The organism is Rhizobium sp. 862_C5_N1_2 (genome assembly GCF_051811205.1).
GTDB classification, from domain to species: Bacteria; Pseudomonadota; Alphaproteobacteria; order Rhizobiales; family Rhizobiaceae; genus Rhizobium; species Rhizobium leguminosarum.
Map to the genome: position 1 here is coordinate 3434298 of NZ_JBPWPT010000001.1, position 25322 is coordinate 3459619.

21 protein-coding genes and 1 pseudogene are annotated in these 25322 nt (G+C 61.3%); 13 read left to right on the forward strand and 9 right to left on the reverse strand.

Annotated elements, in window-relative coordinates; all coding sequences use genetic code 11:
- The first annotated feature begins 38 nt into the window (after positions 1-38).
- The 3 genes and pseudogenes from ACD590_RS17260 (at position 39) to ACD590_RS17270 (ending at position 4175) form a co-directional block, all read left to right on the forward strand.
- Positions 39-938 (forward strand): LysR family transcriptional regulator, encoded by a 900-nt coding sequence (locus ACD590_RS17260; protein ID WP_439003086.1) that lies wholly within the window; start codon positions 39-41, stop codon positions 936-938.
- Positions 939-1079: 141 nt separating this feature from the next.
- Entirely contained in the window at positions 1080-1616 is a 537-nt protein-coding gene (locus tag ACD590_RS17265) for a biliverdin-producing heme oxygenase (RefSeq protein ID WP_026188502.1), read from the forward strand.
- A pseudogene (locus ACD590_RS17270) lies at positions 1613-4175 on the forward strand (HWE histidine kinase domain-containing protein). The gene ACD590_RS17265 and the pseudogene ACD590_RS17270 overlap by 4 nt, the downstream one beginning before the upstream one ends.
- A gap of 5 nt (positions 4176-4180) precedes the next feature.
- Here the strand turns inward: ACD590_RS17270 and ACD590_RS17275 are convergent.
- On the reverse strand, positions 4181-4858 hold the full coding sequence (locus ACD590_RS17275; protein WP_018243269.1) for a TetR family transcriptional regulator C-terminal domain-containing protein: 678 nt from the start codon (positions 4856-4858) through the stop codon (positions 4181-4183).
- Positions 4859-5134: 276 nt separating this feature from the next.
- On the opposite strand from ACD590_RS17275, the gene ACD590_RS17280 reads away from it, so the two are divergent.
- From ACD590_RS17280 to hydA, 3 genes are read left to right on the forward strand one after another with little or no spacing between them, the layout of a single operon-like run.
- The gene (locus ACD590_RS17280; protein ID WP_130652931.1) at positions 5135-6388 is read left to right on the forward strand and encodes a Zn-dependent hydrolase; all 1254 of its coding nucleotides are present in this window, start codon (positions 5135-5137) and stop codon (positions 6386-6388) included.
- Positions 6388-6972, forward strand: a complete 585-nt coding sequence (locus tag ACD590_RS17285; RefSeq protein WP_283185500.1) for an endonuclease domain-containing protein — start codon at positions 6388-6390, stop codon at positions 6970-6972. Before ACD590_RS17280 ends, ACD590_RS17285 begins: the two co-directional genes overlap by 1 nt.
- Positions 6973-6974: 2 nt before the next feature.
- Entirely contained in the window at positions 6975-8429 is a 1455-nt protein-coding gene (gene hydA, locus ACD590_RS17290) for a dihydropyrimidinase (protein WP_283185501.1), read from the forward strand.
- A 58-nt stretch (positions 8430-8487) separates the two neighbouring features.
- Here the strand turns inward: hydA and ACD590_RS17295 are convergent, their stop codons facing one another.
- Positions 8488-8901 (reverse strand): cupin domain-containing protein, encoded by a 414-nt coding sequence (locus ACD590_RS17295; RefSeq protein ID WP_018243273.1) that lies wholly within the window; start codon positions 8899-8901, stop codon positions 8488-8490.
- A gap of 94 nt (positions 8902-8995) precedes the next feature.
- On the opposite strand from ACD590_RS17295, the gene ACD590_RS17300 reads away from it, so the two are divergent.
- The 7 genes from ACD590_RS17300 to ACD590_RS17330 all read left to right on the forward strand — a co-directional run bounded on the left by ACD590_RS17300 (position 8996) and on the right by ACD590_RS17330 (position 18909).
- A complete protein-coding gene (locus ACD590_RS17300) occupies positions 8996-9772 on the forward strand; it encodes an ABC transporter ATP-binding protein (RefSeq protein WP_047618896.1) in 777 nt (258 codons plus the stop codon).
- A 58-nt stretch (positions 9773-9830) separates the two neighbouring features.
- Complete coding sequence (locus ACD590_RS17305) at positions 9831-10760, forward strand: ABC transporter permease (protein WP_018243275.1); 930 nt, start codon at positions 9831-9833, stop codon at positions 10758-10760.
- The gene (locus ACD590_RS17310) at positions 10757-11884 is read left to right on the forward strand and encodes an ABC transporter permease (protein WP_439003088.1); all 1128 of its coding nucleotides are present in this window, start codon (positions 10757-10759) and stop codon (positions 11882-11884) included. The genes ACD590_RS17305 and ACD590_RS17310 overlap by 4 nt, the downstream gene beginning before the upstream one ends.
- A gap of 58 nt (positions 11885-11942) precedes the next feature.
- Positions 11943-12914, forward strand: a complete 972-nt coding sequence (locus ACD590_RS17315; protein ID WP_018243277.1) for an ABC transporter substrate-binding protein — start codon at positions 11943-11945, stop codon at positions 12912-12914.
- Between the two features lie 614 nt (positions 12915-13528).
- The gene (locus ACD590_RS17320; RefSeq protein WP_439003089.1) at positions 13529-14719 is read left to right on the forward strand and encodes an efflux RND transporter periplasmic adaptor subunit; all 1191 of its coding nucleotides are present in this window, start codon (positions 13529-13531) and stop codon (positions 14717-14719) included.
- A gap of 12 nt (positions 14720-14731) precedes the next feature.
- Complete coding sequence (locus tag ACD590_RS17325) at positions 14732-18058, forward strand: efflux RND transporter permease subunit (protein ID WP_439003090.1); 3327 nt, start codon at positions 14732-14734, stop codon at positions 18056-18058.
- Between the two features lie 167 nt (positions 18059-18225).
- Positions 18226-18909: a Crp/Fnr family transcriptional regulator gene (locus ACD590_RS17330; protein WP_427147967.1), complete on the forward strand. Its 684-nt coding sequence runs from the start codon at positions 18226-18228 to the stop codon at positions 18907-18909.
- A 90-nt stretch (positions 18910-18999) separates the two neighbouring features.
- Here the strand turns inward: ACD590_RS17330 and ureG are convergent, their stop codons facing one another.
- The 7 genes from ureG to ACD590_RS17365 all read right to left on the reverse strand — a co-directional run bounded on the left by ureG (position 19000) and on the right by ACD590_RS17365 (position 25312).
- Complete coding sequence (gene ureG, locus ACD590_RS17335; RefSeq protein WP_003590582.1) at positions 19000-19611, reverse strand: urease accessory protein UreG; 612 nt, start codon at positions 19609-19611, stop codon at positions 19000-19002.
- 90 nt (positions 19612-19701) lie between these two features.
- On the reverse strand, positions 19702-20373 hold the full coding sequence (locus tag ACD590_RS17340; protein WP_018243281.1) for an urease accessory protein UreF: 672 nt from the start codon (positions 20371-20373) through the stop codon (positions 19702-19704).
- Positions 20374-20379: 6 nt separating this feature from the next.
- Positions 20380-20988 carry an urease accessory protein UreE gene (gene ureE, locus ACD590_RS17345; protein WP_113542502.1) on the reverse strand — a complete coding sequence of 203 codons (609 nt, stop codon included), beginning with the start codon at positions 20986-20988 and terminating at the stop codon, positions 20380-20382.
- Positions 20989-21074: 86 nt separating this feature from the next.
- Positions 21075-21938, reverse strand: a complete 864-nt coding sequence (locus ACD590_RS17350) for a GGDEF domain-containing protein (protein ID WP_112904753.1) — start codon at positions 21936-21938, stop codon at positions 21075-21077.
- Positions 21939-22269: 331 nt separating this feature from the next.
- Positions 22270-22941 (reverse strand): TIGR02117 family protein, encoded by a 672-nt coding sequence (locus ACD590_RS17355; RefSeq protein ID WP_439003091.1) that lies wholly within the window; start codon positions 22939-22941, stop codon positions 22270-22272.
- Positions 22942-22972: 31 nt separating this feature from the next.
- Entirely contained in the window at positions 22973-24685 is a 1713-nt protein-coding gene (gene ureC / locus ACD590_RS17360; protein ID WP_018243285.1) for an urease subunit alpha, read from the reverse strand.
- Positions 24686-24688: 3 nt separating this feature from the next.
- A complete protein-coding gene (locus ACD590_RS17365; protein WP_439020958.1) occupies positions 24689-25312 on the reverse strand; it encodes a Urease operon accessory protein in 624 nt (207 codons plus the stop codon).
- Positions 25313-25322: the final 10 nt, after the last annotated feature.

The window sequence follows — 25322 nt, forward strand, 5'->3', positions numbered from 1 at the left end:
GATATTAACTCTCCAGAATGGTTCCAAAAAGGAAACAAATGGAACAGTTGAAGGGTATCTCGATCTTTGTCGAAGCCGTCGAGGCAGGTGGCTTTTCGGCTGCTGCCGAGCGGCTTCATCTCACGCGTTCGGCCGTCGGCAAGACCATCGCACGGCTGGAACAGCGTCTCGGCGTGCGGCTTTTCAACCGTACGACGCGCATGCAGAGCCTGACCGAGGAAGGCCGCTTCTTCTACGAGCGCTGCCTGCGGGCGGTCGAGGAAATCCGCCTGGGCGAAGCCATGTTGGAATCCGGCCGGCGCGATGTGCGCGGCCGATTGCGCATCTCGATGCCCGTGCTCTTCGGCCGCCATTGCATCTCGCCGATTCTCGCACGCCTGCTCGATGAACATCCGAACCTCGAACTCGACCTTTCCTTCAACGACCGCATCGTCGACCTGCTCGAGGACGGCTTCGATCTTGTGATCCGCAACGGACCGCTGAAGGACAATCCGGATCTGATGGCCCGGGCGATCGCCCGCCAGCGCATGACCGTCTGCGCATCGCCCGCCTATCTGGAAAAACATGGCGCACCGCGGACAGTCTTCGATATTCCCCAGCATGAAGGCATCGTCTACAGGCGGGGCGACGATGACAAGGGTTGGATCTTTCCGACTGCAGCCGATCCCGGGCGGCGGCTGGCGCCAAAGGCGCGACTGCGGCTCGACGACCTCGCTTCGATTTCCGATGCGGCCGTCGCCGGGCGCGGTCTTGCCTGGCTGCCCTGCTGGCTGGTCCGCGAGGAGGTGCTGGCGGGCCGGCTCATTCAGGTGTTGAAGCATGAACCGGCCAATGTCTTCGATGCCCATGCCGTTTGGCTGCGCTCCCCGGTGATGCTGCCGAAGGTGCGGCTCGCGATTGATACGCTCGCCGCGGGACTGCCGGCAATGATGGGCTGAAGCGCTCGCCGCGCGTCTGCGAGCGGCGAGAAACCCATGTTATTCCTAGGCGTTTCTCTGGAAATAACGCGATGCCGCAGTATATCCACTAGTTCGTCGTCCCTTTTGGGCGGCGGCCATATCACTCGGAAAAACGTCAGCATGTCACTTCGCAGCGCCCTCCGCGCACAAACTGCAGATTGCCACGCCGCGGTCGACACCCTCTTCGGCAGTTTCAACCTCTCACGCACCCAGGATTACAAAGCGTTCCTGCGCGCGCATGCCCGGGTCGTACCATCAGTCGAACATGCGCTTGAGGAAGCCGGAATCAACAGCCTGCTGCCGGACTGGCCGGAACGAAGACGCGCGCATCTGCTGGCCGCCGATATAAGGGAACTCGATGATCGATTGCCCGTACCGCTTCCGCGACCGGCATTGCGCTGCGAAGCGGCAGTCTGGGGTGCCGCCTATGTCCTTGAGGGCTCCAAGCTCGGCGGCGCGCTGCTCGCCAAGGCCGTGCCTGACCACTTGCCCAGCAGCTACTTGAGCCCGCAAGGGCCGAAGGGCGCCATGCGGCTTTTCATGGATCGTCTTGACGCGAGCAAGGTGGACGATCCCGGTGCTGCCGTCGCCGCAGCCCGCGATGTCTTCGATCTCTTCCTCAAAGCGGGGCAAGTCGAACTGGAAGCCGTCCCATGAGCGGCACGCAGGAACCCGTCGATCTCACCAATTGCGACCGTGAGCCGATCCACCAGCTCGGCTCGGTCCAGCCCTTCGGCTTTCTCTTGGCGGTATCCTCAGACTGGATTGTCATCCGCGCCTCCGCAAATCTGGCGGAGTTTCTCGGAGTGACAGAGGCCAATGCGCTCGGCCGTCCCGTTATCTCTCTGATCAGCCCCGAAGCACTCCACGCAATCCGCAACAAACTTACCACGCTGCGCGGTTCCGACGTCGTCGAGCGTATTTTCGGCATTGCTCTGACGCCCGATCAAAACAGGTTCGACCTTGCCGTGCATCTGAACGAAGGTCAGGTCATCATCGAAGGCGAGCGCTGCCAGGAAGACCGGCACGACGCTGCGTCGCTCTCCATGCGCAGCATGATGTCCCGCCTCGATCACACAAAAACACTGGAAGCTTTCTTCCGCGAAGGCGCAAGACAGGCGCGGGCGCTCACCGGCTTCGATCGGGTCATGGTCTACCGTTTCGACGAAAGCGGTTCCGGCGAAGTGGTGGCGGAAGCCGCCCGGGCCGGCATCGGATCGTTCCTCGGGCTGCACTATCCGGCTTCCGACATTCCGATACAGGCGCGCGCGCTTTATCTGCGCAACCTGTTCCGCATCATTGCCGATGTCGACGCCATCGCGGTCCCTATCCTGCCGCCGCTCGACGAGCACGGCCAGCCGCTCGACCTCTCCATGTCGGTCTTGCGTTCAGTCTCGCCGATCCATATCGAATATCTGAAAAATATGGGCGTTGGCGCCTCGCTTTCCATATCGATCGTCGTCGACGGGAAGCTTTGGGGGCTATTTGCCTGCCATCACTACGGTCCACGTCTGCCTTCGGCCCAAAGCCGCTCCACCGCCGAACTCTTCGGCCAGATGTTTGCCTCGCGCCTTGAAAGCCGCGAACGGCGACTGGCTCTCGATTACGAGACCAAGGCGCGCCGCATCGCCGACCGGCTTCTCACCTCCGTCGCAGACAATGCCAGCCTGCTCGACGATCCGGCTTGGCTGATCGAGGCGCTCGCCGACGCCATTCCTGCCGACGGGATCGGCGTCTGGATCAACGGCCGGCTGGCACTTGCCGGCATCGGGCCGGATGAGAGAAGTTTCGCAGCCCTCGTCCGACACCTCAACCGCAACGCCGCCGGCCGCATCTACGCCGTGGACAGGCTCGCGGAAACCTATCCGGATCTTGAGGTCGACGATGCGGTGGCAGGCATGCTCGCCATCCCGATCTCACGATCGCCGCGCGATTATGTCGTGCTTTTCCGTCAGGAATTGGTGCGCACCGTTCGCTGGGGCGGCGACCCGCACAAGCCGGTGGAATACGGGCCCAATGGCCCGCGGCTGACACCGCGCAAGAGTTTCGAGGCCTGGTCGGAACTGGTGCGTGGCCGCTCCCTCCCCTTCACGGAAGCAGAGCGCCGTGTCGCCGAAACCATCCGCGTCACATTGATCGAGGTGGTGTTGCGCCTCACCGACGAGGTCAGCATGGCGCGCCAGACGGCAAACGAGCGTCAGGAATTGCTGATCGCCGAGCTGAACCACCGCGTCCGCAACATATTGAGCCTCATCACCGGCATCATTCGGCAGTCGCAGGCAACGTCGGTCAGCCTTGGCGATTACATTCGCCAGCTCGAGGGCCGCATCCAGTCGCTCGCCCGCGCCCATGACCAGATCACCCGCGATCATTGGGCGCCCGCTTCGCTCCGGCAATTGCTGCTGGCAGAGACCGCCGCCTATCTGGGGAAAAATGCGCAACGCATTCAGATGGGCGGCGAGGACGTGCTGCTGGAACCGCAGGCTTTTTCCACCGCCGCCCTTGTCTTCCATGAGCTGATGACCAACAGCGCCAAATATGGCAGCCTTTCCGGTACCGGCAGCGGCACGGTCCAACTCCGCTGGCATCGCGACGACGAGGGTAATCTTTGGCTGGCGCGAAAAGGATGGCCCGCCCGTCGTCGAACCCAAACGTCATGGCTTCGGTTCGACCATCATCCGCCGCTCGATCCCCTATGACCTTGGCGGCAAGGCGGAGGTCCGCTACGTCGAGGATGGGCTCGAGGCCGATTTCTCTATTCCGGCGCGACATGTCGTCGGCCCGACGAGCGAACGGTCAAATCCGCTTCCGGTCGGAGCGACCGGACGCAAGACGATTCCCGACGATCAGCCGCTCTCCGGCCTGAACGTGCTACTGGTGGAAAATAATCTGATCATCGCCATGGATGGCGAAGACATCCTGCGCCGCCTGGGCGCCGACGTAGCAACGGCACCAAGCGTCACCGAGGCGATGGAAATTCTCGCCGGCCAGTCCTTCGATCTGGCGCTTCTCGATGTCAATCTTGGCGATGAGACGAGTTTCGGGATTGCCGACCGGCTGGCAGCCGATGGCGTGCCCTTCGTTTTTGCCACGGGGTATGGGGAAGGCATCGCCCAGGCAAACAGCCACTCGGACGCGCCTGTGCTACAGAAGCCTTATACGATGGAAGGCGTGACGGATATTCTTGCCCGGGTGCCGCTTCCGAGGAGAGGGTAAAACTCTCAGCCGCCAAGGGGATCCGGTCGCAGCCCGCCGATGAAGAGCTGTTCCAGAAACCGCGCCGCATCCTCGAAACGCCCTTCGCCGGAATGTTCCTGCCCCAGCACGGCACGCACCTGGACGTCGAAATCGGCGTAATGCTGCGTCGTCGACCAGATGGAGAAGATCAGGTGGTAGGGATCGCATTTGACGATCTTGCCGGCTTTCGCCCAGGCGCGGATGACCTCGGCTTTCTCATCGACCAACTCCTTCAGCGGCCCCTTCAGCTCGTCCTCGATATGCGGCGCGCCCTGCAGCACCTCATTGGCGAAGAGCCGGCTTTCGCGCGGAAAGTCGCGCGCCATTTCCAGCTTGCGACGGATGTAGCTACGGATTTCCGCTTCGGGATTGCCCTCGGCGTCGAAGGCCCGTAACGGCTCCAGCCAGGTGTAGAGCACCCGGTCGATCAGCGCCCGGTGCATGGCTTCCTTGGTCCGGAAGTAATAGAGCAGGTTGGGTTTCGACATGCCGGCCACTTCGGCGATCTGGTCGATGGTCGAGCCGCGGAAGCCGCTTGCCGAAAACACGTCGAGCGCCGCTTCCAGGATCTGCTCTTCCTTCTCCTCCTGGATTCGCGTCCGCCTCAGGGTTTTCGCTGCTCTCGGTATGGTCACAGGCTGTCGTTTCCCCTTGAAATTCAACTTCTTCGCTCAAATTTGGGTTGGGGACGACCCTCGCCGCGTCCTTGAGCAACTGCCCGCATTTTTATCAGCAATTTTCGTGATTTTCGTCTTGAGCCCGGCGGTGGAAGTTGTAATGTTTACCAATCGGTCAAATTATCCGTCAGATGCAAAACAAAGGCAACTGGCGATTTTCCGGCGCTCGACAAAACCAATAAGGGGGCGCAGGAAAGGACCACGGGAACAGGCGGGCATGCCTCTTTGCATGACTGCCGCAAACAGGTGAGGGCATAAAGAATGGTGGCAGCACCAGGCGAGAACATGCGCGTCAATGGCGACCGTCTCTGGGACAGTCTCATGGACATGGCGAAGATCGGCCCCGGCATCGCTGGCGGCAACAATCGCCAGACGCTGACGGATGCCGATGCGCAGGGCCGCAGCCTTTTCAAAAAATGGTGTGACGATGCCGGTTTGACCATGGGTATCGACCGCATGGGCACGATGTTCGCCACCCGCCCGGGCACCGATCCCGATGCCCTGCCCGTCTATGTCGGTTCGCATCTCGACACCCAGCCGACCGGCGGCAAATATGACGGTGTGCTCGGCGTACTTGCGGCCCTCGAAGTCGTCCGCACCATGAACGATCTCGGCATCAAGACCAAACATCCGATCGTCGTTACCAACTGGACGAATGAGGAAGGCGCGCGTTTTGCCCCTGCCATGCTGGCGTCAGGCGTTTTCGCCGGGGTGCACAGCCTGGACTTTGCCTATAACCGCAGGGACCCCGACGGCAATCTGTTCGGCGACGAACTGAAGCGCATCGGCTGGGTCGGCGATGAAGAAGTGGGCGCCCGCAAGATGCACGCCTATTTCGAATATCACATCGAGCAGGGGCCGATTCTCGAAGCCGAGGAAAAGCAGATCGGCGTCGTCACCCATTGCCAGGGCCTCTGGTGGCTGGAATTCACGCTGACCGGCAAGGAAGCCCATACCGGTTCGACACCGATGAACCTGCGCGTCAATGCCGGTCTCGCCATGGCCCGCATTCTGGAAATGGTCCAGGACGTGGCGATGGGCGAACAGCCAGGCGCCGTCGGCGGCGTTGGACAGGTATTCTTCTCGCCGAATTCGCGCAACGTGCTGCCCGGCAAAGTGGTCTTCACCGTCGACATCCGCTCGCCTGACAAGGAGAAGCTTGATCGCATGCGGGCAAAGATCGAGGCGAAGGCGCCTGAGATCACCGATGCGCTCGGTGTCGGCTGTTCCATCGAAGCGATCGGCCACTTCGAGCCGATCACCTTCGATCCGAAACTGGTCACGTCGGTGCGCGAAGCCGCCGAGCGGCTCGGCTATAGCCACATGAACATCATCTCCGGCGCCGGCCACGACGCCTGCTGGGCCGCCAAGGTGGCCCCTGCGACGATGGTCATGTGCCCCTGCGTCGGCGGGCTCTCGCACAACGAGGCGGAGGAAATCTCCAAGGAATGGGCGACGGCCGGAGCCGATGTGCTGTTCCATGCGGTGGTGGAAACGGCGGAGATCGTCGTGTGATGGCTTATGTAGCGCCCGGAGCCCCCTCATCCGACCCTTCGGGCCACCTTCTCCCCGCTGGGGAGAAGGGATCGGTAGACGTCGCGGTCTCCCCCTTCTCCCCTCGGGGAGAAGGTGCCCGAAGGGCGGATGAGGGGGCCCCGGGCGCAACGAAAATTATCAAGCAGGATATCCGGAAGCATCGCACCAACAAGACCGACCAGGCGAGAACTCTTCGCCGCAACGAAACTGAAGAGGAATACCACCTCTGGAGCGACCTGCGCGCCCGCCGCTTGAACGGCTATACGTTTGCGAGGCAAGTTCCCCTCGGCCCATTTATAGTCGATTTCCTCTGTCGTGAAAAACAATTGATCGTCGAAGTCGACGGCTTCCAGCATGCCGATAGCGCCTCCGATCAACGCCGAACCGAATGGCTCAATGTGAATGGCTATTCCGTCCTGCGCTTCTGGAATCGGGAAATCTCGCGCGAACGCCGCTCAGTACTCGAAACGATTCTAGCGGCCTTGCAGGGCCGGATCGAGGTCAGCTCAGAACTGCCCGGCTTCTATTCGCCAGCCGAATGTGCAGACAAGAACGGGGAATAATCATGACCACAGTCATCAAAAATGGCACCATCGTCACTGCCGACCTCACTTACAAGGCTGACGTGAAAATCGACGGCGGCAAGATCATCGGGATTGGTCCGGACCTCTCGGGCGACGAGACGCTGGATGCGACCGGCTGTTACGTCATGCCGGGCGGCATCGATCCGCACACCCATCTCGAAATGCCCTTCATGGGCACCTATTCCTCCGACGATTTCGAAAGCGGCACGCGCGCCGCCCTTTCCGGCGGCACGACGATGGTGGTCGATTTCGCCCTGCCCGCCCCCGGCCAGTCGCTGCTCGAGGCGCTGACCATGTGGGACAACAAATCGACCCGCGCCAATTGCGATTATTCCTTCCACATGGCGGTCACCTGGTGGAGCGAGCAGGTCTTCAAGGAGATGGAGACCATCGTCCGCGACAAGGGCATCAACACCTTCAAGCACTTCATGGCCTACAAGGGCGCGCTGATGGTAGACGATGACGAGATGTTCGCCTCCTTCCAGCGCTGCGCCGAACTCGGCGCTCTGCCGCTGGTGCACGCCGAAAACGGCGACGTCGTCGCCTCGATGTCGGCAAAGCTGCTCGCCGAGGGCAATAACGGCCCCGAGGCGCATGCCTATTCCCGCCCGGCCGAGGTGGAAGGCGAAGCCACCAACCGCGCCATCATGATCGCCGATATGGCCGGTTGCCCGGTCTATATCGTCCACACCTCCTGCGAACAGGCACACGAGGCGATCCGCCGCGCCCGCGCCAAAGGCATGCGTGTCTATGGCGAACCGCTGATCCAGCACCTGACGCTCGACGAGAGCGAATATTCCAATCCCGACTGGGATCATGCGGCCCGCCGGGTGATGTCGCCACCCTTCCGCAACAAGCAGCATCAGGACTCGCTTTGGGCAGGCCTTGCCTCCGGGTCGCTGCAGGTGGTCGCCACCGACCATTGCGCCTTCACCACGGCGCAGAAGCGCTTCGGCGTCGGCGATTTCACCAAGATCCCGAACGGCACCGGCGGCCTCGAAGACCGCATGCCGATGCTCTGGACGCATGGCGTCAACACCGGCCGGCTGACGATGAACGAATTCGTCGCCGTCACCTCGACCAACATCGCCAAGATTCTCAACATCTATCCGAAGAAGGGCGCGATCCTTGTCGGCGCCGATGCCGACATCGTCGTCTGGGACCCGCAACGTTCCAAGACCATTTCGTCCAAGGCCCAGCAGTCGGCGATCGACTACAACGTCTTCGAAGGCAAGGAAGTAACCGGCCTGCCCCGCTACACGCTGACACGCGGCGTCGTGGCGATCGAGGAAGGCGCGATCAAGACCCGCGAGGGCCACGGCGAATTCGTCAGGCGCGAGCCGGTCACGGCTGTCAGCAAGGCGCTTTCCCAGTGGAAGGACATCACCGCGCCGCGCAAGGTGACTCGCAGCGGGATTCCGGCAAGCGGCGTATGACGATGGCGCATGACGATACGGCCATCAATCGGAGACCGCTTCCTCTATGCCAATGACCTCACGCCGGCACCAAAGCGTCCAACTCCGGCAGAAGCACGACGCTTTCCTGCTCGTTCGGATCGGTGCGCGCGATGATCGCCGTGCACGGCGTGCTGCTGAGGTTCGCCGGCAGGTGCGGCACACCGGCCGGGATATAGAAAAGTTCGCCGGCATGGACGATGACGTGATGCTCAAGTTCGTCTCCGTACCAGGTATGGGCCTCGCCGGAGAGCATGTAGATCGCCGTCTCGTGCGCCTCGTGCAGATGCGCCTTGGCGCGCACGCCAGGCGGGATCGTCAGAAGGTGCATGCAGATACCCTTGGCGCCGACCGTCTCGGCGGCGATGCCTGCGAAATAGCTGAGCCCCTGCTTGCCGTCATAGGCATGATTGGGGCGAACGATGTGGCAGGTGGGCTTTGATGTCGCGTCCATCCTCATCCTCCATGGAGTGTGTCGTCGATAAAACCGGCGGTAATGATAACATGCAAACCGCGCTCCCGCGGGGAAAACAAGACTGGTCGCATTGATGCAAGCACCCTCCGTCGTATCCGCCAAGGATCTCTGTCTCACCTACCAGGCGAATGACGGCCCGGTGCGTGCACTGAGCAATGTCAATCTCGACGTCCGCAAGGGCGATTTCGTTTCTTTCATCGGTCCATCGGGCTGCGGCAAGACCACTTTCCTGCGTGTCATCGCCGATCTCGAAAAGAGCACGTCGGGCGAGATCTCGATCAATGGCATGACGCCGGAGGAAGCCCGCAAGGCCCGTGCCTATGGCTATGTCTTCCAGGCGCCGGCGCTCTATCCCTGGCGCACCATCGAAAACAACATCGCCCTGCCGCTGGAGATCATGGGCTATTCCAGCGCCGACCGGATGAGGCGCGTCGCCGAAGCGCTCGATCTCGTCAGTCTTTCGGGCTTCGAGAAGAAATTCCCCTGGCAGCTTTCCGGCGGCATGCAGCAGCGCGCCTCGATCGCCCGCGCGCTCGCCTTCGACGCCGACCTGCTGTTGATGGACGAGCCCTTCGGCGCCCTGGACGAGATCGTGCGCGACCATCTGAACGAAGAGCTGCTGAAACTCTGGACCCGCACCAACAAGACAATCTGCTTCGTCACTCATTCCATTCCCGAGGCGGTGTATCTCTCGACCAAGATCGTGGTGATGTCTCCGCGCCCGGGCCGCGTGACCGATATCATCGACTCGACCCTGCCGGCCGAGCGCCCGCTCGACATCCGCGAAACTCCCGAGTTCCTGGAGATTGCCCACCGCGTCCGCGAAGGGCTGAGGACGGGGCACGCATGAGGAATAGGGGTTTGATTTCCGGGCTCTGCAGGCTCAACACCACATGGGAGCGAATCCCATGAAAGCCGACACCCTCAAGGACAAGATCGTCCCCGTCACCACCATCCTGCTGGCGCTCGTCGTCATCTGGTATGTCGCCGCCATCCTCATGAACGCGCCGTTCCAGCGCGACATGGACGGCCGCGCCGGCGCCACACCTTCGACCCTCGAATTCATCGGCAAGACGCTCGCCCAGCCGAAGCCGATCCTGCCGGCGCCGCATCAGGTGGCGCAGAACGTCTACGAGAACACCTTCCTGCGCAGCCTTTCGAGCAACCGCAGCCTCGTCTATCACAGCTGGGTAACGCTCTCCTCCACTCTGCTCGGCTTCGGCTTCGGCATGCTGCTCGGCATCCTTCTCGCCGTATTGATCGTCCATAACCGCGCCATGGACCGCTCGCTGATGCCCTGGCTGGTGGCGAGCCAGACCATACCGATCCTCGCCATCGCGCCGATGATCGTCATCATCTCTTATAACGTGCTGACCGGCGACAATGCCGTTGCACATCTCCTCAATCTCGATTCCGACGCCTCCCGCCTCGTCTCGAAGGCGCTGATCTCCACCTACCTCTCCTTCTTTCCGGTCGCCGTCGGCATGGTGAAGGGTCTGCGTTCGCCCGAGATCATGCATCTCGACCTGATGCGCACCTACTATGCCAGCCCGATGCAGACCTTCTGGAAGCTGCGCGTTCCCGCGTCGATCCCTTTCCTCTTCACCTCGATGAAGGTTGCGATCGCCGCCAGCCTCGTCGGCGCCATCGTCGGGGAGTTGCCGACGGGTGCTGTCGCCGGCATCGGCTCGAAGCTGCTCGCCGGCTCCTATTACAGCCAGACCATCGATATCTGGGCGGCGCTTGTCGCCGGATCGCTGCTGGCCGGCATCCTGGTTGCGATTGTCGGCGTTGCGGCGAAAATCGTCGATCGCGCCATGGGCGGGAGGCCGGCATGAGACATCTGACCTTCTCCTGGCAAGGCGTGGTTGCTCTCCTCCTCTGCATCGGGGCACTGACGGCCCTGCCGCTCCTGGCCGAGGGCGCGACGCGACCCCTCACCGACGGCACGGCAAGCCTCATCTTCATCGTCGTCATCGCGGCTGCCCTGCTGTCCCTAGCGCCGCAACCGCCGGCCTATCGAGCCACCGTGCTGTTTATCGGCGCGCATGGCGCCGCCTGGATGCTGCTTTCCGCTCTTTCCGGCAACGAGGGCGCAGGGACGCGGGCTTTCTTCCTGCTGCTCTTCGCCTGCTGGCTGCTTGCCTGGCGATGCGTCACCGAGCTGTCGAAACTGCAGCCCGTCACCACTTTCGGCAAGTCGACACTGCAGCTGCTGATCCCGGCGATCTTCGGCGCCTGGATCCTCATTCTCTGGGAGGCGGTCACGCGTGGCGCCGGCGTTCCCTTCATCCTGCTGCCGCCACCGAGCGCCATCGGCGCGCGGTTCATGGCGTCGCTGCCGATCCTCGGCGCGGACGTCAGGCAGACGATCTTCAAGGCGGTGCTGATCGGTTATATCGTCGGCTGCCTCAGTGGCTTCGTCGTCGCGGTGCTCGCCGACCGCATCGCCTTCTTGCGCCGCGGCCTTCTGCCGATCGGCAACATGGTTTCGGCCCTGCCGATCATCGGCGTCGCCCCTGTCATGGTCATGTGGTTCGGCTTCGACTGGCCGTCGAAGGCCGCCGTCGTCATCATCATGACCTTCTTCCCGATGCTGGTGAATACCGTCGCCGGCCTTGCCGCCTCCGGCAGCATGGAGCGCGACCTGATGCGCACCTATGCCTCAGGCTATTGGCAGACGCTGCTGAAGCTCAGGCTTCCAGCGGCAATGCCCTTCATTTTCAACGCACTGAAGATCAACTCGACGCTGGCGCTGATTGGTGCCATCGTTGCGGAATTCTTCGGAACGCCGATCGTCGGCATGGGCTTCCGCATCTCCACCGAGATCGGCCGCATGAATGTCGACATGGTCTGGGCGGAAATCGCCGTCGCGGCGCTGGCCGGCTCGATCTTCTATGGCATCATCGCCCTGACCGAACGGGCGGTGACGTTCTGGCATCCGTCTATCCGTGGTGGCTAGGCGCGCACGGACTCCAGAAACGGGTCCGGGCATAACTTCAGAGGGTAAGGATAAGAAAATGAGAAAGTTGATGGTTGCAATGATGGCGAGCGCGATGTCGCTTGCATCGGCCCATGCCATGGCCGCCGACAAGGTGGTGCTGCAGCTGAAATGGGTCACGCAGAGCCAGTTCGGCGGTTACTACGTCGCAAAGGACAAGGGCTTCTATAAGGAAGAAGGCCTCGACGTCGACATCAAGCCAGGCGGCCCCGATATCGCCCCCGAGCAGGTGATCGCCGGCGGCGGCGCCGATGTCATCGTCGACTGGATGGGCGGCGCCCTGGTTGCCCGCGAAAAGGGCGTTCCGCTCGTCAACATCGCCCAGCCCTACCAGAAGGCTGGCCTGGAAATGGTCTGCCGCAAGGACGGCCCGATCAAGACCGAAGCCGACTTCAAGGGCCACACGCTCGGCGTCTGGTTCTTCGGCAACGAGTATCCCTTCTTCGCCTGGATGAACAAGCTCGGCCTATCCACAGAAGGCGGTCCGAACGGCGTCACCGTGCTGAAGCAGAGCTTCGATGTGCAGCCGCTTGTCCAAAAGCAGGCCGACTGCATCTCCGTCATGACCTATAACGAATACTGGCAGGCGATCGATGCCGGCTTCAAGCCGGAAGAACTGACGGTCTTCAATTACACTGAAATGGGCAACGACCTTCTTGAAGACGGCCTCTATGCCATGGAAGACAAGCTGAAGGACCCGGCCTTCAAGGAGAAGATGGTCAAGTTCGTCCGCGCTTCGATGAAGGGCTGGAAATATGCCACCGAGAATCCCGACGAAGCCGCCGAGATCGTCATGGACAATGGCGGCCAGGACGACAACCATCAGAAGCGCATGATGGGTGAAGTCGCCAAGCTGGTCGGCGACAGCTCCGGCAAGCTGGATGAGGCGCTCTATGCCCGCACGGCAAAGGCGCTGCTCGACCAGAAGATCATCAGCAAGGAGCCATCAGGCGCCTGGACGCACGACATCACCGACGCCGCTTCCAAGTAGTTTCGGCAAGATGCTAAGCGAAACGCGCGGGGAGTTTTCCCGCGCGTTTTATCTTTTTCTAAAGCGCGTCGCGATCTTTCAATTTCGCTTGTTGCGCTTTAGGTCTTTGTTTTTACGCATGTCGATATCGCAAAACCGCTGCACAGTTTTGCGCGACATGCGCTAAAGCATGATGCCGAAAAGTGTACGCGGGTTTCGGACGACATCGTGCTCTATTTATTTGATTTGGATGGTGATTCAGATTTGAGGCCGGTCGGCCTAAATCATCAGCAGCCAGCAACCGAAAAAAATCCCTTGCAACTGTCGCATTTATCGGGCGTCAAACGTCTTAGAGATAGAGGCGCGATCAATCTTCGTAATGTTGACATAACCTTGCGGTGATTGATTGACGTCAGAATGGTAATTATTATCGCCTAATGGGGAATTGTTTTCTGCCGGACTTGTAGATCGAGCAAATCGATACCACCTACAAGCCGAATTTGCCGACGAGGGATGAAGACGGCAAAGGATCGGCGGATACCTCTGAGAATGCAGGAAGGGCAGTGGCCTGATCGCGCGCTGAGTGGCAGACGCTCGAGTTCGGCCAACCTTATCATAAGATTGGACGAAGACGCATGGCACGCAAGCCGAATGGAATTCTAGGCGCCTTTACTCTTTTTGCAGCGGTACTTGCTGCATCCACCGCATTATCGCAGGAAGCGCCGGTCGCAAAACCGCAGCAGAACCTGCCGGCGATCGTCGTCACCACGGCGGTGAACCGCACCCTCGTCGACCGTGTCATCGGCACCGGAACGGTCAAGCCCGTCGAGGAAGTCTATATCCAGCCGCAGGTCGAAGGCCTCTCGATTCGCACGCTGAAAGCCGACGTCGGCGACAAGGTTCAGGCGGAAAGCACGCTGGCGACGCTCAACGATGACGCACTGGTCTTGGAAAAGAGCCAGATGATGGCGACGAAGGCCAAGGGCGAGGCAAGCCTCGCCCAGCTGCGCGCCCAGCTCATCGAGGCGCAGGCCAATGCCGAACAGGCAAGGCAGCAGCAGGCCCGCGCCCAGGAAATGGGCAAGAAGGGCACCGTTTCCACCGCCCAGGTCGAACAGGCCGATGCGACTGCCGCCGCAGCCAATGCCCGCGTCGTCTCCGCCGAACAGGCGATCGAGGTCTCCGAAGCGGATCTCAAGGTCTTCGACAGCCAGATCGCCGATGCAGATTTGAAGCTGGCGCGCACCGATGTGAAGACGCCGGTCGCCGGCACGGTCTCGGCAAAGAACGCCAAGGTCGGCGCCATTGCCGCCGGCAATGGCGATCCGCTGTTCACCATCATCCGGGACGGCGATATCGAGCTTGTCGCTGAGGTCGCCGAAAGCGATGTTGTCAGGATCATGGCCGGCCAAAAGGCAACGATTTCGCTTTCCGGTAGCCGCGACAAGCTTTCCGGCGCCGTGCGCCTGGTTTCGCCCACTGTCGATCCGGTTACCCGCCTTGGCCTCGTCCATATCTCCATCGATGATGACAGCAAGGCGCGTTCCGGCATGTATGGCAGCGCCGAGATCATCGTGCGCGAGACTGAAGGCGTAGCGCTTCCCCTGACCGCGGTACTCACCGGCAACGAAGGTTCCTCTGCCCGCAAAGTCGAGGACGGCGTGGTGAAATTCGCCAAGATCGAGACCGGCATCCAGGACGGCGCCTATGTCGAGGTCATCAATGGATTGAAGACCGGCGACGAGGTCGTGGCCAAGGCGGGCGCTTACGTCCGCGACGGCGACCACATCACGCCGGTGCGTGAACAGCTCCCGGCTTCCAACTAAAGAGACCATCCGATGAATTTTTCAGCCTGGTCCATTCGAAATCCCATTGCGCCGCTGCTGGCCTTCTGCCTGCTGGTGTTCATCGGCATGCAGTCCTTTAATTCGCTGCCGATCACGCGTTTTCCAAATATCGACGTGCCGCTCGTCTCGATCAGCGTGACGCAGAGCGGCGCTTCGCCGGCTGAACTCGAAATGCAGGTGACGAAGGAGATCGAAGACGCGGTCGCCTCCATCACCGGTATCGACGAAATCCAGTCGACGGTGACCGACGGCAGCTCGCAAACCAACGTCATGTTCCGGATGGAAGTGCCGACCGAACAGGCCGTACAGGACACCAAGGATGCGATCGACCGCATCCGCAGCGATCTGCCGGCGACGGCCGAAGCACCGATCGTCTCCAAGGTCGATGTCGAGGGACAGGCGATCCAGACCTTCGCCGTTTCCTCGCCTGCCATGTCGCTGGAAGAACTTTCCTGGTTCGTCGACGATACAATCAAGCGTTCACTGCAGGGCCAGGCCGGCATCGGCCGTGTCGACCGTTACGGCGGTGCAGAGCGCGAAGTACGCATCGAACTCACCCCTGACAAGCTCAATGCCTACGGCATCACCGCTGCGAGCGTGAACCAGCAGCTGCGCGGCACCAACATCGACCTCGGCTCAGGCCGTGGCCAGGTGGCGGGCAGCGAACAGGCGATCCGTGTTCTCGGCGACGCCCGCAACGTCGCCGACCTCGCCAACACGACGATCGGCCTGCCGAACGGCCGTTTCGTCAAACTGTCCGATCTCGGCGTCATCAAGGACACCTATGAGGAGCCGAAATCCTTCTCGCGCTTCAACGATACGCCGGTCGTTACCTTCGGCGTTTTCCGCTCCAAGGGCGCCAGTGAGGTCAGCGTCGCCGAAACCGTGGCGCAGAACCTCGACAAGGTGCGGGCCGAAAACCCCAATGTGAAGATCGAACTGATCGACGATTCGGTCTATTTCACCTACGGCAACTATGAAGCCGCCATTCATACGCTCCTTGAAGGTGCGCTGCTCGCCGTCATCGTCGTCCTCCTGTTCCTCAGGAACTGGCGTGCGACCCTGATCTCTGCAATCGCCCTTCCGCTGTCTGCGATCCCAACCTTCTGGGTCATGGACATGATGGGCTTCTCACTGAACCTCGTCAGCTTCCTCGCTCTGACGCTGGCCACCGGTATCCTTGTCGACGATGCGATCGTCGAAATCGAAAACATTGCCCGCCACATCAAGATGGGCAAAACGCCCTATCGAGCGGCGATCGAGGCGGCTGACGAAATCGGCCTTGCCGTCATCGCCACCACCTTCACCATCATCGCCGTTTTCGTGCCTGTTTCCTTCATGCCGGGCATTCCGGGCCAGTACTTCATCCAGTTCGGTCTGACCGTCGCCTTCTCCGTCTTCTTCTCGCTGATGGTTGCGCGACTGATCACCCCGATGATGGCCGCCTATCTGATGCGCGCCGAAGACGGCATGGAAGACCATCACGACAATGACGGCCTGCTGATGCGGGGATACACGCGTCTCATACGTGGCACGACTGGACGCTGGTACACGCGGTATGCGACGCTGATTGTCGCGTTCGCCTTCCTGGTCGGCTCCGTTTTGTTGCTGATGCAGGTTCCCGGCAGCTTCCTGCCGCCGGAAGACGCCTCACGCATCGTTCTCTCCGTCGAGTTGCCGCCCAATGCGCGCCTTGACGACACCGAGAAGACGACGGATGCGATCTATGACAGGGTCAAGGACATCAACGGCGTCGAAAGCGTCTTCGTCCTCGGCGGCGCGTCGCCGAAGGGTGATCTCGAACTGCGCCGTGCGACCATCACGCTGGCACTCGACAAGCTCGACCAATCGCTGGTCAAGAAGATGGTCAACGACGTGCTCGGCCATATCCCCGTCATTGGCCCGAAACTGCCGAAGGTGGAGGTCCACGGCCGTGAACGCCCGCAATGGGATATCGAAAAGGAAGTCTTCGCCAAGCTGCGCGATATCCCCGACGTCCGGATCCTGAAGCTCAATGACCGCGGCGAACGCGACCTCTCCTTCAACTTCCTTTCCAAGAACGACAAGGACCTGAACGACGCCGTAGGCATTCTGGAATCCAAGCTGCGCGCCGATCCGCTGCTTGCCAATGTCAGCGCCGACGGCTCCCTGCCCCGTCCGGAGCTGCAGGTTCACCCTCGCATGGATGAGGCTGCCCGCCTCGGCATTACGCCGCAGCAGATCTCCGAGACGATCCGCGTCGCCACCATCGGCGATGTCGATGCCGCCCTTGCCAAGATCTCGCTCGACGATCGCCAGATCCCGATCCGCGTTCAGGCCGCACTCGACATGCGTCGCGATCTCGCGGCCATCCGGACATTGAAGATCCAGACCGCCAGCGGCGGCACCGTTCCGCTCGCGAGCGTCGCCAATATCGACTATTCGGAAGGCGTAAGCTCGATCAAGCGTAACAACCGCAACCGCGTCGTCTCGATCGGCTCCGACCTGCCGCAGGGCGTAGCACTCGACACGGCTTCGGCCCGCTTCCGTCAGATCGTCAACGACGCCAATATCCCGGCCACGGTGCACCTTGCCGAAAGCGGCGACACCAAGGTGCAGACCGAGATGCAGCAGAGTTTCGTCAACGCCATGTTGATGGGCCTGCTGCTGGTGCTGACGGTGCTGATCCTGCTCTTCAAGGACGTGATCCAGCCCTTCACCATCCTGTTCTCACTGCCGCTCGCCATTGGCGGCGTCGCAGCCGGCCTGATCCTCACCAGCAATCCGCTGTCGATGCCTGTCATGATTGGCATCCTCATGCTGATGGGTGTCGTCACCAAGAACGCCATCCTGCTGGTCGATTTCGCGATCGAGATGCGCCATCAGGGCATGCCTCGTGTCGAGGCCATGGTCGAAGCCGGCCGCAAGCGCGCCCGGCCGATCATCATGACCTCGATCGCCATGTCGGCGGGCATGCTGCCTTCCGCGCTTGGTGTCGGCGAAGGCGGCTCGTTCCGCGCGCCGATGGCAATTGCAGTGATCGGCGGCATCATCGTTTCGACCGTACTCTCGCTCGTCGTCGTGCCCTCCTTCTTCCTGATCATGGACGACCTGTCCCGCCTGCTCGGCTGGGCTTTCGGCCGCCTGGTCGGCAGGAAGGACGAGGAGGCGCTGCCGCTGTCGCGCGAGGATCTCACCCGCGTCACCCGCGAGAACCGCAGCGAAATCGACTCGCTGGAGGAGCGTCTGACCGCAATCGAAAAGCCGGAAGGCAAGCGCAAGAGCGCCAAGGGCAACGACACCAACGTGCTGCGCCTGCCGCCCTTCGCGGCGGAATAGGCAAAGCCCAGGAAATGAACGGGCCGGGAGCGATCTCCCGGCCCGTTTCGTTTTTGCTGTTCACTTCTGGCGATTGACCGAAATCAAATCCACCGCCATCTCCTTCCCGTATTTTGCCCGGCATGCACATGGAATTGGAAAGACCGGCCATATCAGGAGACCGGGAGATGAACAGGACGCTGACATTCAACGGCCAAGAGGCCGCTGTGCTCGCCAAGGCCGCCCTCATGGCCGGGCTCGACCACAACGAGGCTGAAGCCCTGCGCGCCTGCGCCACCGTTCGCCTCTGCGACCCGCATGACGTTCTCATCGAGGAGGCCGACAAGGCGGCCTATTTCTATTGCGTGCTGAGCGGTTATGTCAGGCTCTATCGTCGCAACGGCGATGGCAGGCAGGCCGATATCCGCATCTGCGAGCCCGGCGACAGCTTCGCGGAATGCCTGATCCACGCCGACGAAACCTATCACTACGGCGCGCAAGCAATGGATCATACCGTGCTGGCGTGCTTTGATATCGCAAAGGTTCGGCTGTTGCTGGAGGAGCGGCCGCGGATCGGCAAGGCGATCACGCGCAGCCTGTCACTGCATCTGATCTCGATGATGGAATGCCTGGCAAGCGACCGCATGCAGACCGCGCCGCAGCGCGTGGCGCATTATCTGCTGACCCACTGCGCCGAGAACGGTGCGGCCGCTTCGCTGCGGCTGCCCTTTCCGAAAAACCTGCTCGCCCGCAAGCTTGGCCTCGCACCGGAGGCGCTCTCGCGCGCCTTCTCGACGCTGAAGACGAAAGGTGTCACGGTGCGCGGCCGGGCGATCGCCATCAGCGACGTCAACCTGCTCCGACGGATCTAACCGTCAGAGCATGATGCCGAAAAGTGTGAGCGGTTTTCGGACGATATCATCCTCTAATTCTTCGACTTTGATCCGGCCTAAAATCTGGATCTAGAGACCGCCCTGCTCCCTGAGGAAGCTGACGATCGAGCTGACACCGTCGCCGCGCTTCATGTCGGAGAAGACGAAGGGGCGCGAAGCGCGCATGCGCGTCGCATCCCGGTCCATCACCTCGAGATCGGCGCCGACATAAGGCGCCAGATCCTTCTTGTTGATGACGAGCAGGTCCGACCGGGTGATACCAGGCCCGCCCTTGCGCGGGATTTCCTCGCCCTGGCAAACGGAAATGACATAGATGGTGATATCGGCAAGATCGGGCGAAAAGGTCGCCGCCAGATTGTCGCCGCCGGATTCGATGAAGACGACGTCGAGATCGGGAATCCGCTGGTTCAGGCCGGCGATCGCCTGCAAATTGATCGTCGCATCCTCGCGAATGGCTGTATGCGGGCAGCCGCCCGTTTCGACACCGACGATGCGGTCCGAAGGCAATGCCTGCATCCGCACCAGCGCCTCGGCATCCTCTGTCGTGTAGATATCGTTGGTGACGACGGCGACAGAATAGTCGTCGCGCATCGCCTTGCAGAGCTTTTCGGTCAGCGCCGTCTTGCCCGAGCCGACCGGCCCGCCGATGCCGACACGCAAAGGTCCGTTTCTTGATTTCATATGCCTTACTCCAATCGAACCTTGATGATAGCGAAGCCGCCCGCCGGCGCCACCGTCAAATGACGCAGCCACAGCGATAATTTCAGACAATCACGAACGGAACAGCCGCGTCGCCTGCGTCTCGTGGCGCAGGCTGGCAATATCGGCCTGCACCGTCGCCGAACCCAGATCGTCAAGCGCCGAGGCTGCCGCCCGCCGGGCGACCTCCGCGATATGGTCTTCCAGACCGGCAAGAACGGCGAGGCCATCCCTTTGCCCGGCGACACCGAGGCGGATGCCGGATGAAACCGCTTGTGAGACATAGGCATGCAGAAAGGCGGCGAGCGCCTTCTCGGGCATTATGCCATGGGCGCCTGTAACCGCCCCGACCGCAATGGGATAAGCGACCTTGTCAGGTAGCCGCTCGAACACCCCGTCCGGCCAGGCCCGCGCCGCTGCGAGGAAAGCCTCGCCGAGCAGCATCGTTTCCTGATGCCGCTCGCGTGATCCGGCCAGCGCCTCGGCGAGTGCAGCGACTTCGGCAAGGCGTGCGGGCTGTGCCTGTTGCCTATGGCTTTCGGCCAGAAGCACCGCATCGTTCCAGGCCGAACCATTGCCGACCAGCGTGCCGATCCAGGCCGCAAGCGAGGCCGCATCCGTAACGAGCCCGTCGGCCACCGCCCGCTCCAGCCCGCCCGAATAGGCAAAGCCTCCGATCGGAAAGGCTGGTGACAGCCATGCCGTCAGGCGCAGCAATGCCTGCAGCTCGCGATCCCTGGTCATCAAGGCTCAGTCGTGCTTGTGGTCATGATCATGACCGCGATCGTGGCGGTGCTCATGCTCATGCTCATAGCCATGTTCGTGATCATGGTCATGGCTGTGACTATGATCATGCCCGTGGTCATGCCCGTGGTCATGCCCGTGGTCATGATTGTGATCGTGATCATGCCCATGCGAATGCCCGCCTTGAGAATGATAGGCGCCCCGCGCCGGCTGGAACGGCTCGTCGATCTCGAGGACGACGGCGCCGAGGCCCTGCAGCATGGTGCGGATGACATGATCGCGGAGGATGACGATGCGGTCTTCCTCGATCTGAGCGGCAAGATGCCGGTTGCCGAGATGCCAGGCGAGCTCGACCAGATGGGTGCGGTCGCGACCGCGGATTTCGAAAAGTTTCTCGTCGGCGGCGAGGATCTCGATCAGTTCGCCGTCGTCGCGCACCAGCAGGTCGCCATTGGCGAAAAGCACCGGATCCTTGAGATCGAGCATGACCATCTCGCCATTTTCCAGATGCAGCAGCTTGCGGCGCAGATGGCGCAGATCATGCGGCAGCTTGACCTGGGCGATCGGGTGGGAGGAAGGGGTTCCGGCGGGAAGATAGGAGGTGACGCGCTGCATGACATGTCCGTTTTGCTGAGAGGACGACCATGCAAAATAGCTCTTCCCGATGCAAGCACCAATGGCCTTTCGTCCGGCTTGGGCTTTTATATTCCGTAAGCCTGCATCACATTGTCGCTCTCCGGGCCTCTGTTCTCGCCATCAACGCCGTTATCGACGAGCCCGTGCCAGGCGTGATGAAGGCCTTCCCGTTCGTGTACGACGCGATTGCGCCCGAGCGCCTTGGCGAGATAGAGCGCCCGGTCGGCGGAGGCATAGACCGCCTGCTTGTTACGCCCGGCGACGAGATCGGCAACACCGCCGGAAACGGTGATGCGGATCTCGTGCCCCTCGGCCTTGATGGCGCCGCTAGCAATCCGAGCCCGGACACCCTCGATCCGCTCAATCCGCGCCTCAAGAGGTTCGCCGGAGACAATGACGCCGAACTCCTCGCCACCCAGGCGTGCGACGACGGACATCTCATCGAAGGCGGATGTCAGCATGGCCGAAACTGCGATGATGACGGCATCGCCGCAACCGTGGCCAAAGCGGTCGTTGATCGCCTTGAAACGGTCGACATCGAAAATCACCAGCGACGCGTTGCTATCGACGTTATCGAGCGCCTCAGTAAAGGCACGCCGGTTGAGCAGTCCCGAAAGCGTATCCGTGCGGCTCAGCTTTTCGAATTCCGCCCGCGAGAGCGCAAGATCGCGCATGGCAAAGCCGGCAAACAGCGACAGCATGCCGGAAACCGTGCCGCCGATCAGCCAGGAAAAGATCGCGCTGAAGCCAATTGCGTGTGCGAGCGTCACCGGCAAAAGTCCGAGAAGATCAAGCGACGGCATCGTCAGCGCAATAATGACGCCGGAGAGAATGACGGCAAGAAAGCTCATCTTCAGGGCGAAGACATAGACGTTCCTGCGGTATTGAAGATCGCCAAAATCGGCCTGCAGCGAAATCCAGTTTCTCATGAGAATCAACCTTCTTGCCCGGCGTTTCAAGGCATTGATAAGAGCCCAATTGCTGCGGGGTTCTTAATCAACTCGTTAAAATTCGAGCCACTTTGGACGATTCGGTGGACAGAATTTTTCTAGCAATGGATGCAGCTTTCCAATCCCTGAATCGAACACTATCGAAATACAGTTAAACTATTGATATTAAAAGGATTTATCAAATTGTGCGGTGCCGTTGTTCCAGAATGGTTTAGCTGGGGAAAACAGCGATTTTTTCACCGATTTTTACAACCGGATGGAGAGTGCTGTTCACAATTCACTTTAAGAGCGGGATGGCCCGACGGTTGCTTCAATTGTAGACAGCAACAGACAATCGCAATGCTTGTGGAAACGGGTTCCATAAGCCGGTTCGAAGCCCGGCCGAGCGGAGGGCAGCGGCAGTCCAGGTATTGCAGCCGAAGAGCGCATTGAAGTATCCCTTGGCCTCGAAGAACCGGTCGATCTCGCCGTAGCCCGCATCCGGGATCGGCACGACCGCGCCCGCGTCGCGCACGAAACTGTCCGAGATAAAGTCGCGCAGCCGCATCAATTGATCGTCACTGACATTGAATGCCGCGACGTTGGACTGCGGCTCGGTGATATGACCGGCAAGGTCCACATGCAGCACTGAACGGTCGATCGTCAGCGCGCGCAGCACCGGCAGTGCTTTCAGTTCCGCCCATGTGGGCGTTTCCAGATAGAAAGCACGACCGCCCCAGCCGATAATGAGCCACTCCGCATTCGGATGGACGAGCGGAAAATCGGTATTACCGAGGAAGGAAAAGGCAGCCCGCGTCTCCTCGTCGAGCGGAATGGCAATATCGGTATGGATTGGTCCCGACAGCAGAAGAATCCGATGTGTCACTGCGACGGACGACGCCTTGACCGGCGCAATCAGCGGCCGGGGAATGAAGGTTCCGCGGGCCACCAAAAGCACAAGCAGGAATACGATCCGCAACAACCAGCGGATACCTGTCCTCATCGGAACCGCCCGTTGCACATCGGACGTGGGTCTAGAACAGGAAATAGCGCTGCGCCATCGGCAGCACCGTCGCCGGCTCGCAAGTCAGCAATTCCCCGTTCGCCCTGACCTCATAGGTTTCCGGATCGACCTCGATCTCGGGTGTAAGGTCGTTGTGGATCATCGATGCCTTGGAGATGCCGCCGCGTGTATTCTTCACCGCGACCAGTTCCTTGGCGACGCCGAGCCGGCCCTTCAGGCCGGCATCGAGCGACGCCTGGCTGACGAAGGTGACGGAGGAATTGGTGAGGCTCTTGCCGTAGGAGGCAAACATCGGCCGGTAGTGCACCGGTTGCGGCGTCGGGATCGAAGCGTTTGGATCACCCATCGGCGCGGCCGCGATCGAGCCCCCGAGCAGCACCATGTCGGGCTTCACGCCGAAGAAGGCCGGATTCCACAGCACGAGGTCGGCACGTTTGCCGACTTCGACCGAGCCGATCTCACGGCTGAGGCCATGGGCGATCGCCGGGTTGATCGTGTATTTGGCGATATAGCGGCGGACGCGGAAATTGTCGTTGTCACCCTTCTCCTCCTTCAGCCGGCCGCGCTGACGCTTCATCTTGTCGGCCGTCTGCCAGGTGCGGATCGCCACTTCGCCGACGCGGCCCATCGCCTGGCTGTCGGACGAAATGATCGAGAAGGCGCCGATATCGTGCAGAATATCTTCGGCAGCGATTGTTTCCTTGCGGATGCGGCTTTCGGCAAAGGCGATGTCTTCGGGAATCGACGGCGACAGATGGTGGCAGACCATCAGCATGTCGAGATGCTCGGCGATCGTATTGACCGTATAGGGCCGTGTTGGATTGGTCGACGACGGAATGACGTTTGGCTGGCCGCAGATCTTGATGATGTCAGGCGCGTGGCCGCCGCCCGCCCCTTCCGTGTGGAAGGCATGGATGGTGCGGCCCTTGATGGCGCCGATCGTATCCTCGACGAAACCGCTTTCGTTCAGCGTATCCGTGTGGATCATCACCTGCACGTCGTATTCGTCGGCAACCGACAGGCAGCAGTCGATGGCGCCTGGCGTCGTGCCCCAATCCTCGTGCAGTTTCAGCGAGGTGGCGCCGGCCAGCACCATTTCGGTCAGCGCCCCCGGCAGCGAGGCATTGCCCTTGCCGGCAAAGGCAAGGTTCATCGGAAAGGCGTCGGCCGCCTCGATCATGCGCGCGAGATGCCAGGGACCGGGCGTGCAGGTGGTGGCAAGCGTGCCGTGCGCCGGTCCCGTGCCGCCGCCGAGCATGCAGGTCATGCCGCTCATCAGCGCTTCCTCGATCTGCTGCGGCGCGATGAAATGGATATGGCTGTCCATCCCGCCGGCGGTGATAATTTTGCCTTCGGCGGCGATCGCCTCCGTGCCCGGGCCGACGATGATATTGACGCCAGGCTGCATGTCGGGATTGCCCGCCTTGCCGATCGCAACGATGCGCCCGTCCTTGAGCCCGATATCGGCTTTGTAGATGCCCGAATGATCAACGATCACCGCATTGGTGATGACCGTGTCGACCGCGCCATCCGCCCGCGTCACCTGGCTCTGGCCCATGCCGTCGCGGATCACCTTGCCGCCGCCGAACTTCACCTCCTCGCCATAGGTGGTGAAATCCTTCTCGATCTCGATAAAAAGCTCCGTATCGGCAAGGCGCACCTTGTCGCCGGTGGTCGGTCCGAACATGCCGGCATAGGCGGCGCGCGAGATCTTATAGGGCATCCATCAGGCTCCTTGGGAGGAAGAAACAGGTGTTTCTCCGCCAAGCCGTGTGAGGCGGCCGGCGGCAATATAACTATCGACAAGCTGTCGTTCGGCCGCAAATGGGTGCCATTCCCAGCCGGCGTGACCGAAGCCGGCAAGTACCACCTCGGCCTCGGCATATGTGTTCAAAACCTCGGCAATGACGATCATGCCACTGCTCGGCACGACATAGGGCGCCGGAGCAAGGGCCGAAAGCGAGGCATCGACGGCCTCGTGAACCGATTTGCCGATGACGATGTGCGCCTTGTCGGTGTCGACGCAGAAGGCGCTGAACTCATCGGTGTAGTCGTCGCAGAAATCGTCGAGTTCCGGATGCGAGACGGCAAGCGGCGCCCGCATCGCCGCGAATTTTTCCGGGTCGCGCACGCTCCAGATTTCGCGAGCCGAAACGACGCCGGGATGAGCGCGCCACTCAAGCGAACCGAGCATCGCCTTCGCCGGCCGGCCGGTATTGCAGACTGCGACGGCATCCGTGCGCCGGCCGCCGGTGACATAGGAGCGGCAATCGTTGAAGCGGACGACGAAATCGGCGGCATCGATGATGCCTGCCTCTGCCTCCGCGATCTCACCATTGCCGACGATCATGATCTTCCTG

Coding starts and splice junctions, on each gene's coding strand:
- ACD590_RS17260 (WP_439003086.1), top strand. CDS start 39: ATGGAACAGTTGAAGGGTATCTCGATCTTTGTCGAAGCCGTCGAGGCA.
- ACD590_RS17265 (WP_026188502.1), top strand. CDS start 1,080: ATGTCACTTCGCAGCGCCCTCCGCGCACAAACTGCAGATTGCCACGCC.
- ACD590_RS17280 (WP_130652931.1), top strand. CDS start 5,135: ATGGTGGCAGCACCAGGCGAGAACATGCGCGTCAATGGCGACCGTCTC.
- ACD590_RS17285 (WP_283185500.1), top strand. CDS start 6,388: ATGGCTTATGTAGCGCCCGGAGCCCCCTCATCCGACCCTTCGGGCCAC.
- hydA (WP_283185501.1), top strand. CDS start 6,975: ATGACCACAGTCATCAAAAATGGCACCATCGTCACTGCCGACCTCACT.
- ACD590_RS17295 (WP_018243273.1), bottom strand. CDS start 8,901: ATGGACGCGACATCAAAGCCCACCTGCCACATCGTTCGCCCCAATCAT.
- ACD590_RS17300 (WP_047618896.1), top strand. CDS start 8,996: ATGCAAGCACCCTCCGTCGTATCCGCCAAGGATCTCTGTCTCACCTAC.
- ACD590_RS17305 (WP_018243275.1), top strand. CDS start 9,831: ATGAAAGCCGACACCCTCAAGGACAAGATCGTCCCCGTCACCACCATC.
- ACD590_RS17310 (WP_439003088.1), top strand. CDS start 10,757: ATGAGACATCTGACCTTCTCCTGGCAAGGCGTGGTTGCTCTCCTCCTC.
- ACD590_RS17315 (WP_018243277.1), top strand. CDS start 11,943: ATGAGAAAGTTGATGGTTGCAATGATGGCGAGCGCGATGTCGCTTGCA.
- ACD590_RS17320 (WP_439003089.1), top strand. CDS start 13,529: ATGGCACGCAAGCCGAATGGAATTCTAGGCGCCTTTACTCTTTTTGCA.
- ACD590_RS17325 (WP_439003090.1), top strand. CDS start 14,732: ATGAATTTTTCAGCCTGGTCCATTCGAAATCCCATTGCGCCGCTGCTG.
- ACD590_RS17330 (WP_427147967.1), top strand. CDS start 18,226: ATGAACAGGACGCTGACATTCAACGGCCAAGAGGCCGCTGTGCTCGCC.
- ureG (WP_003590582.1), bottom strand. CDS start 19,611: ATGAAATCAAGAAACGGACCTTTGCGTGTCGGCATCGGCGGGCCGGTC.
- ACD590_RS17340 (WP_018243281.1), bottom strand. CDS start 20,373: ATGACCAGGGATCGCGAGCTGCAGGCATTGCTGCGCCTGACGGCATGG.
- ureE (WP_113542502.1), bottom strand. CDS start 20,988: ATGCAGCGCGTCACCTCCTATCTTCCCGCCGGAACCCCTTCCTCCCAC.
- ACD590_RS17350 (WP_112904753.1), bottom strand. CDS start 21,938: ATGAGAAACTGGATTTCGCTGCAGGCCGATTTTGGCGATCTTCAATAC.
- ACD590_RS17355 (WP_439003091.1), bottom strand. CDS start 22,941: ATGAGGACAGGTATCCGCTGGTTGTTGCGGATCGTATTCCTGCTTGTG.
- ureC (WP_018243285.1), bottom strand. CDS start 24,685: ATGCCCTATAAGATCTCGCGCGCCGCCTATGCCGGCATGTTCGGACCG.
- ACD590_RS17365 (WP_439020958.1), bottom strand. CDS start 25,312: ATGATCGTCGGCAATGGTGAGATCGCGGAGGCAGAGGCAGGCATCATC.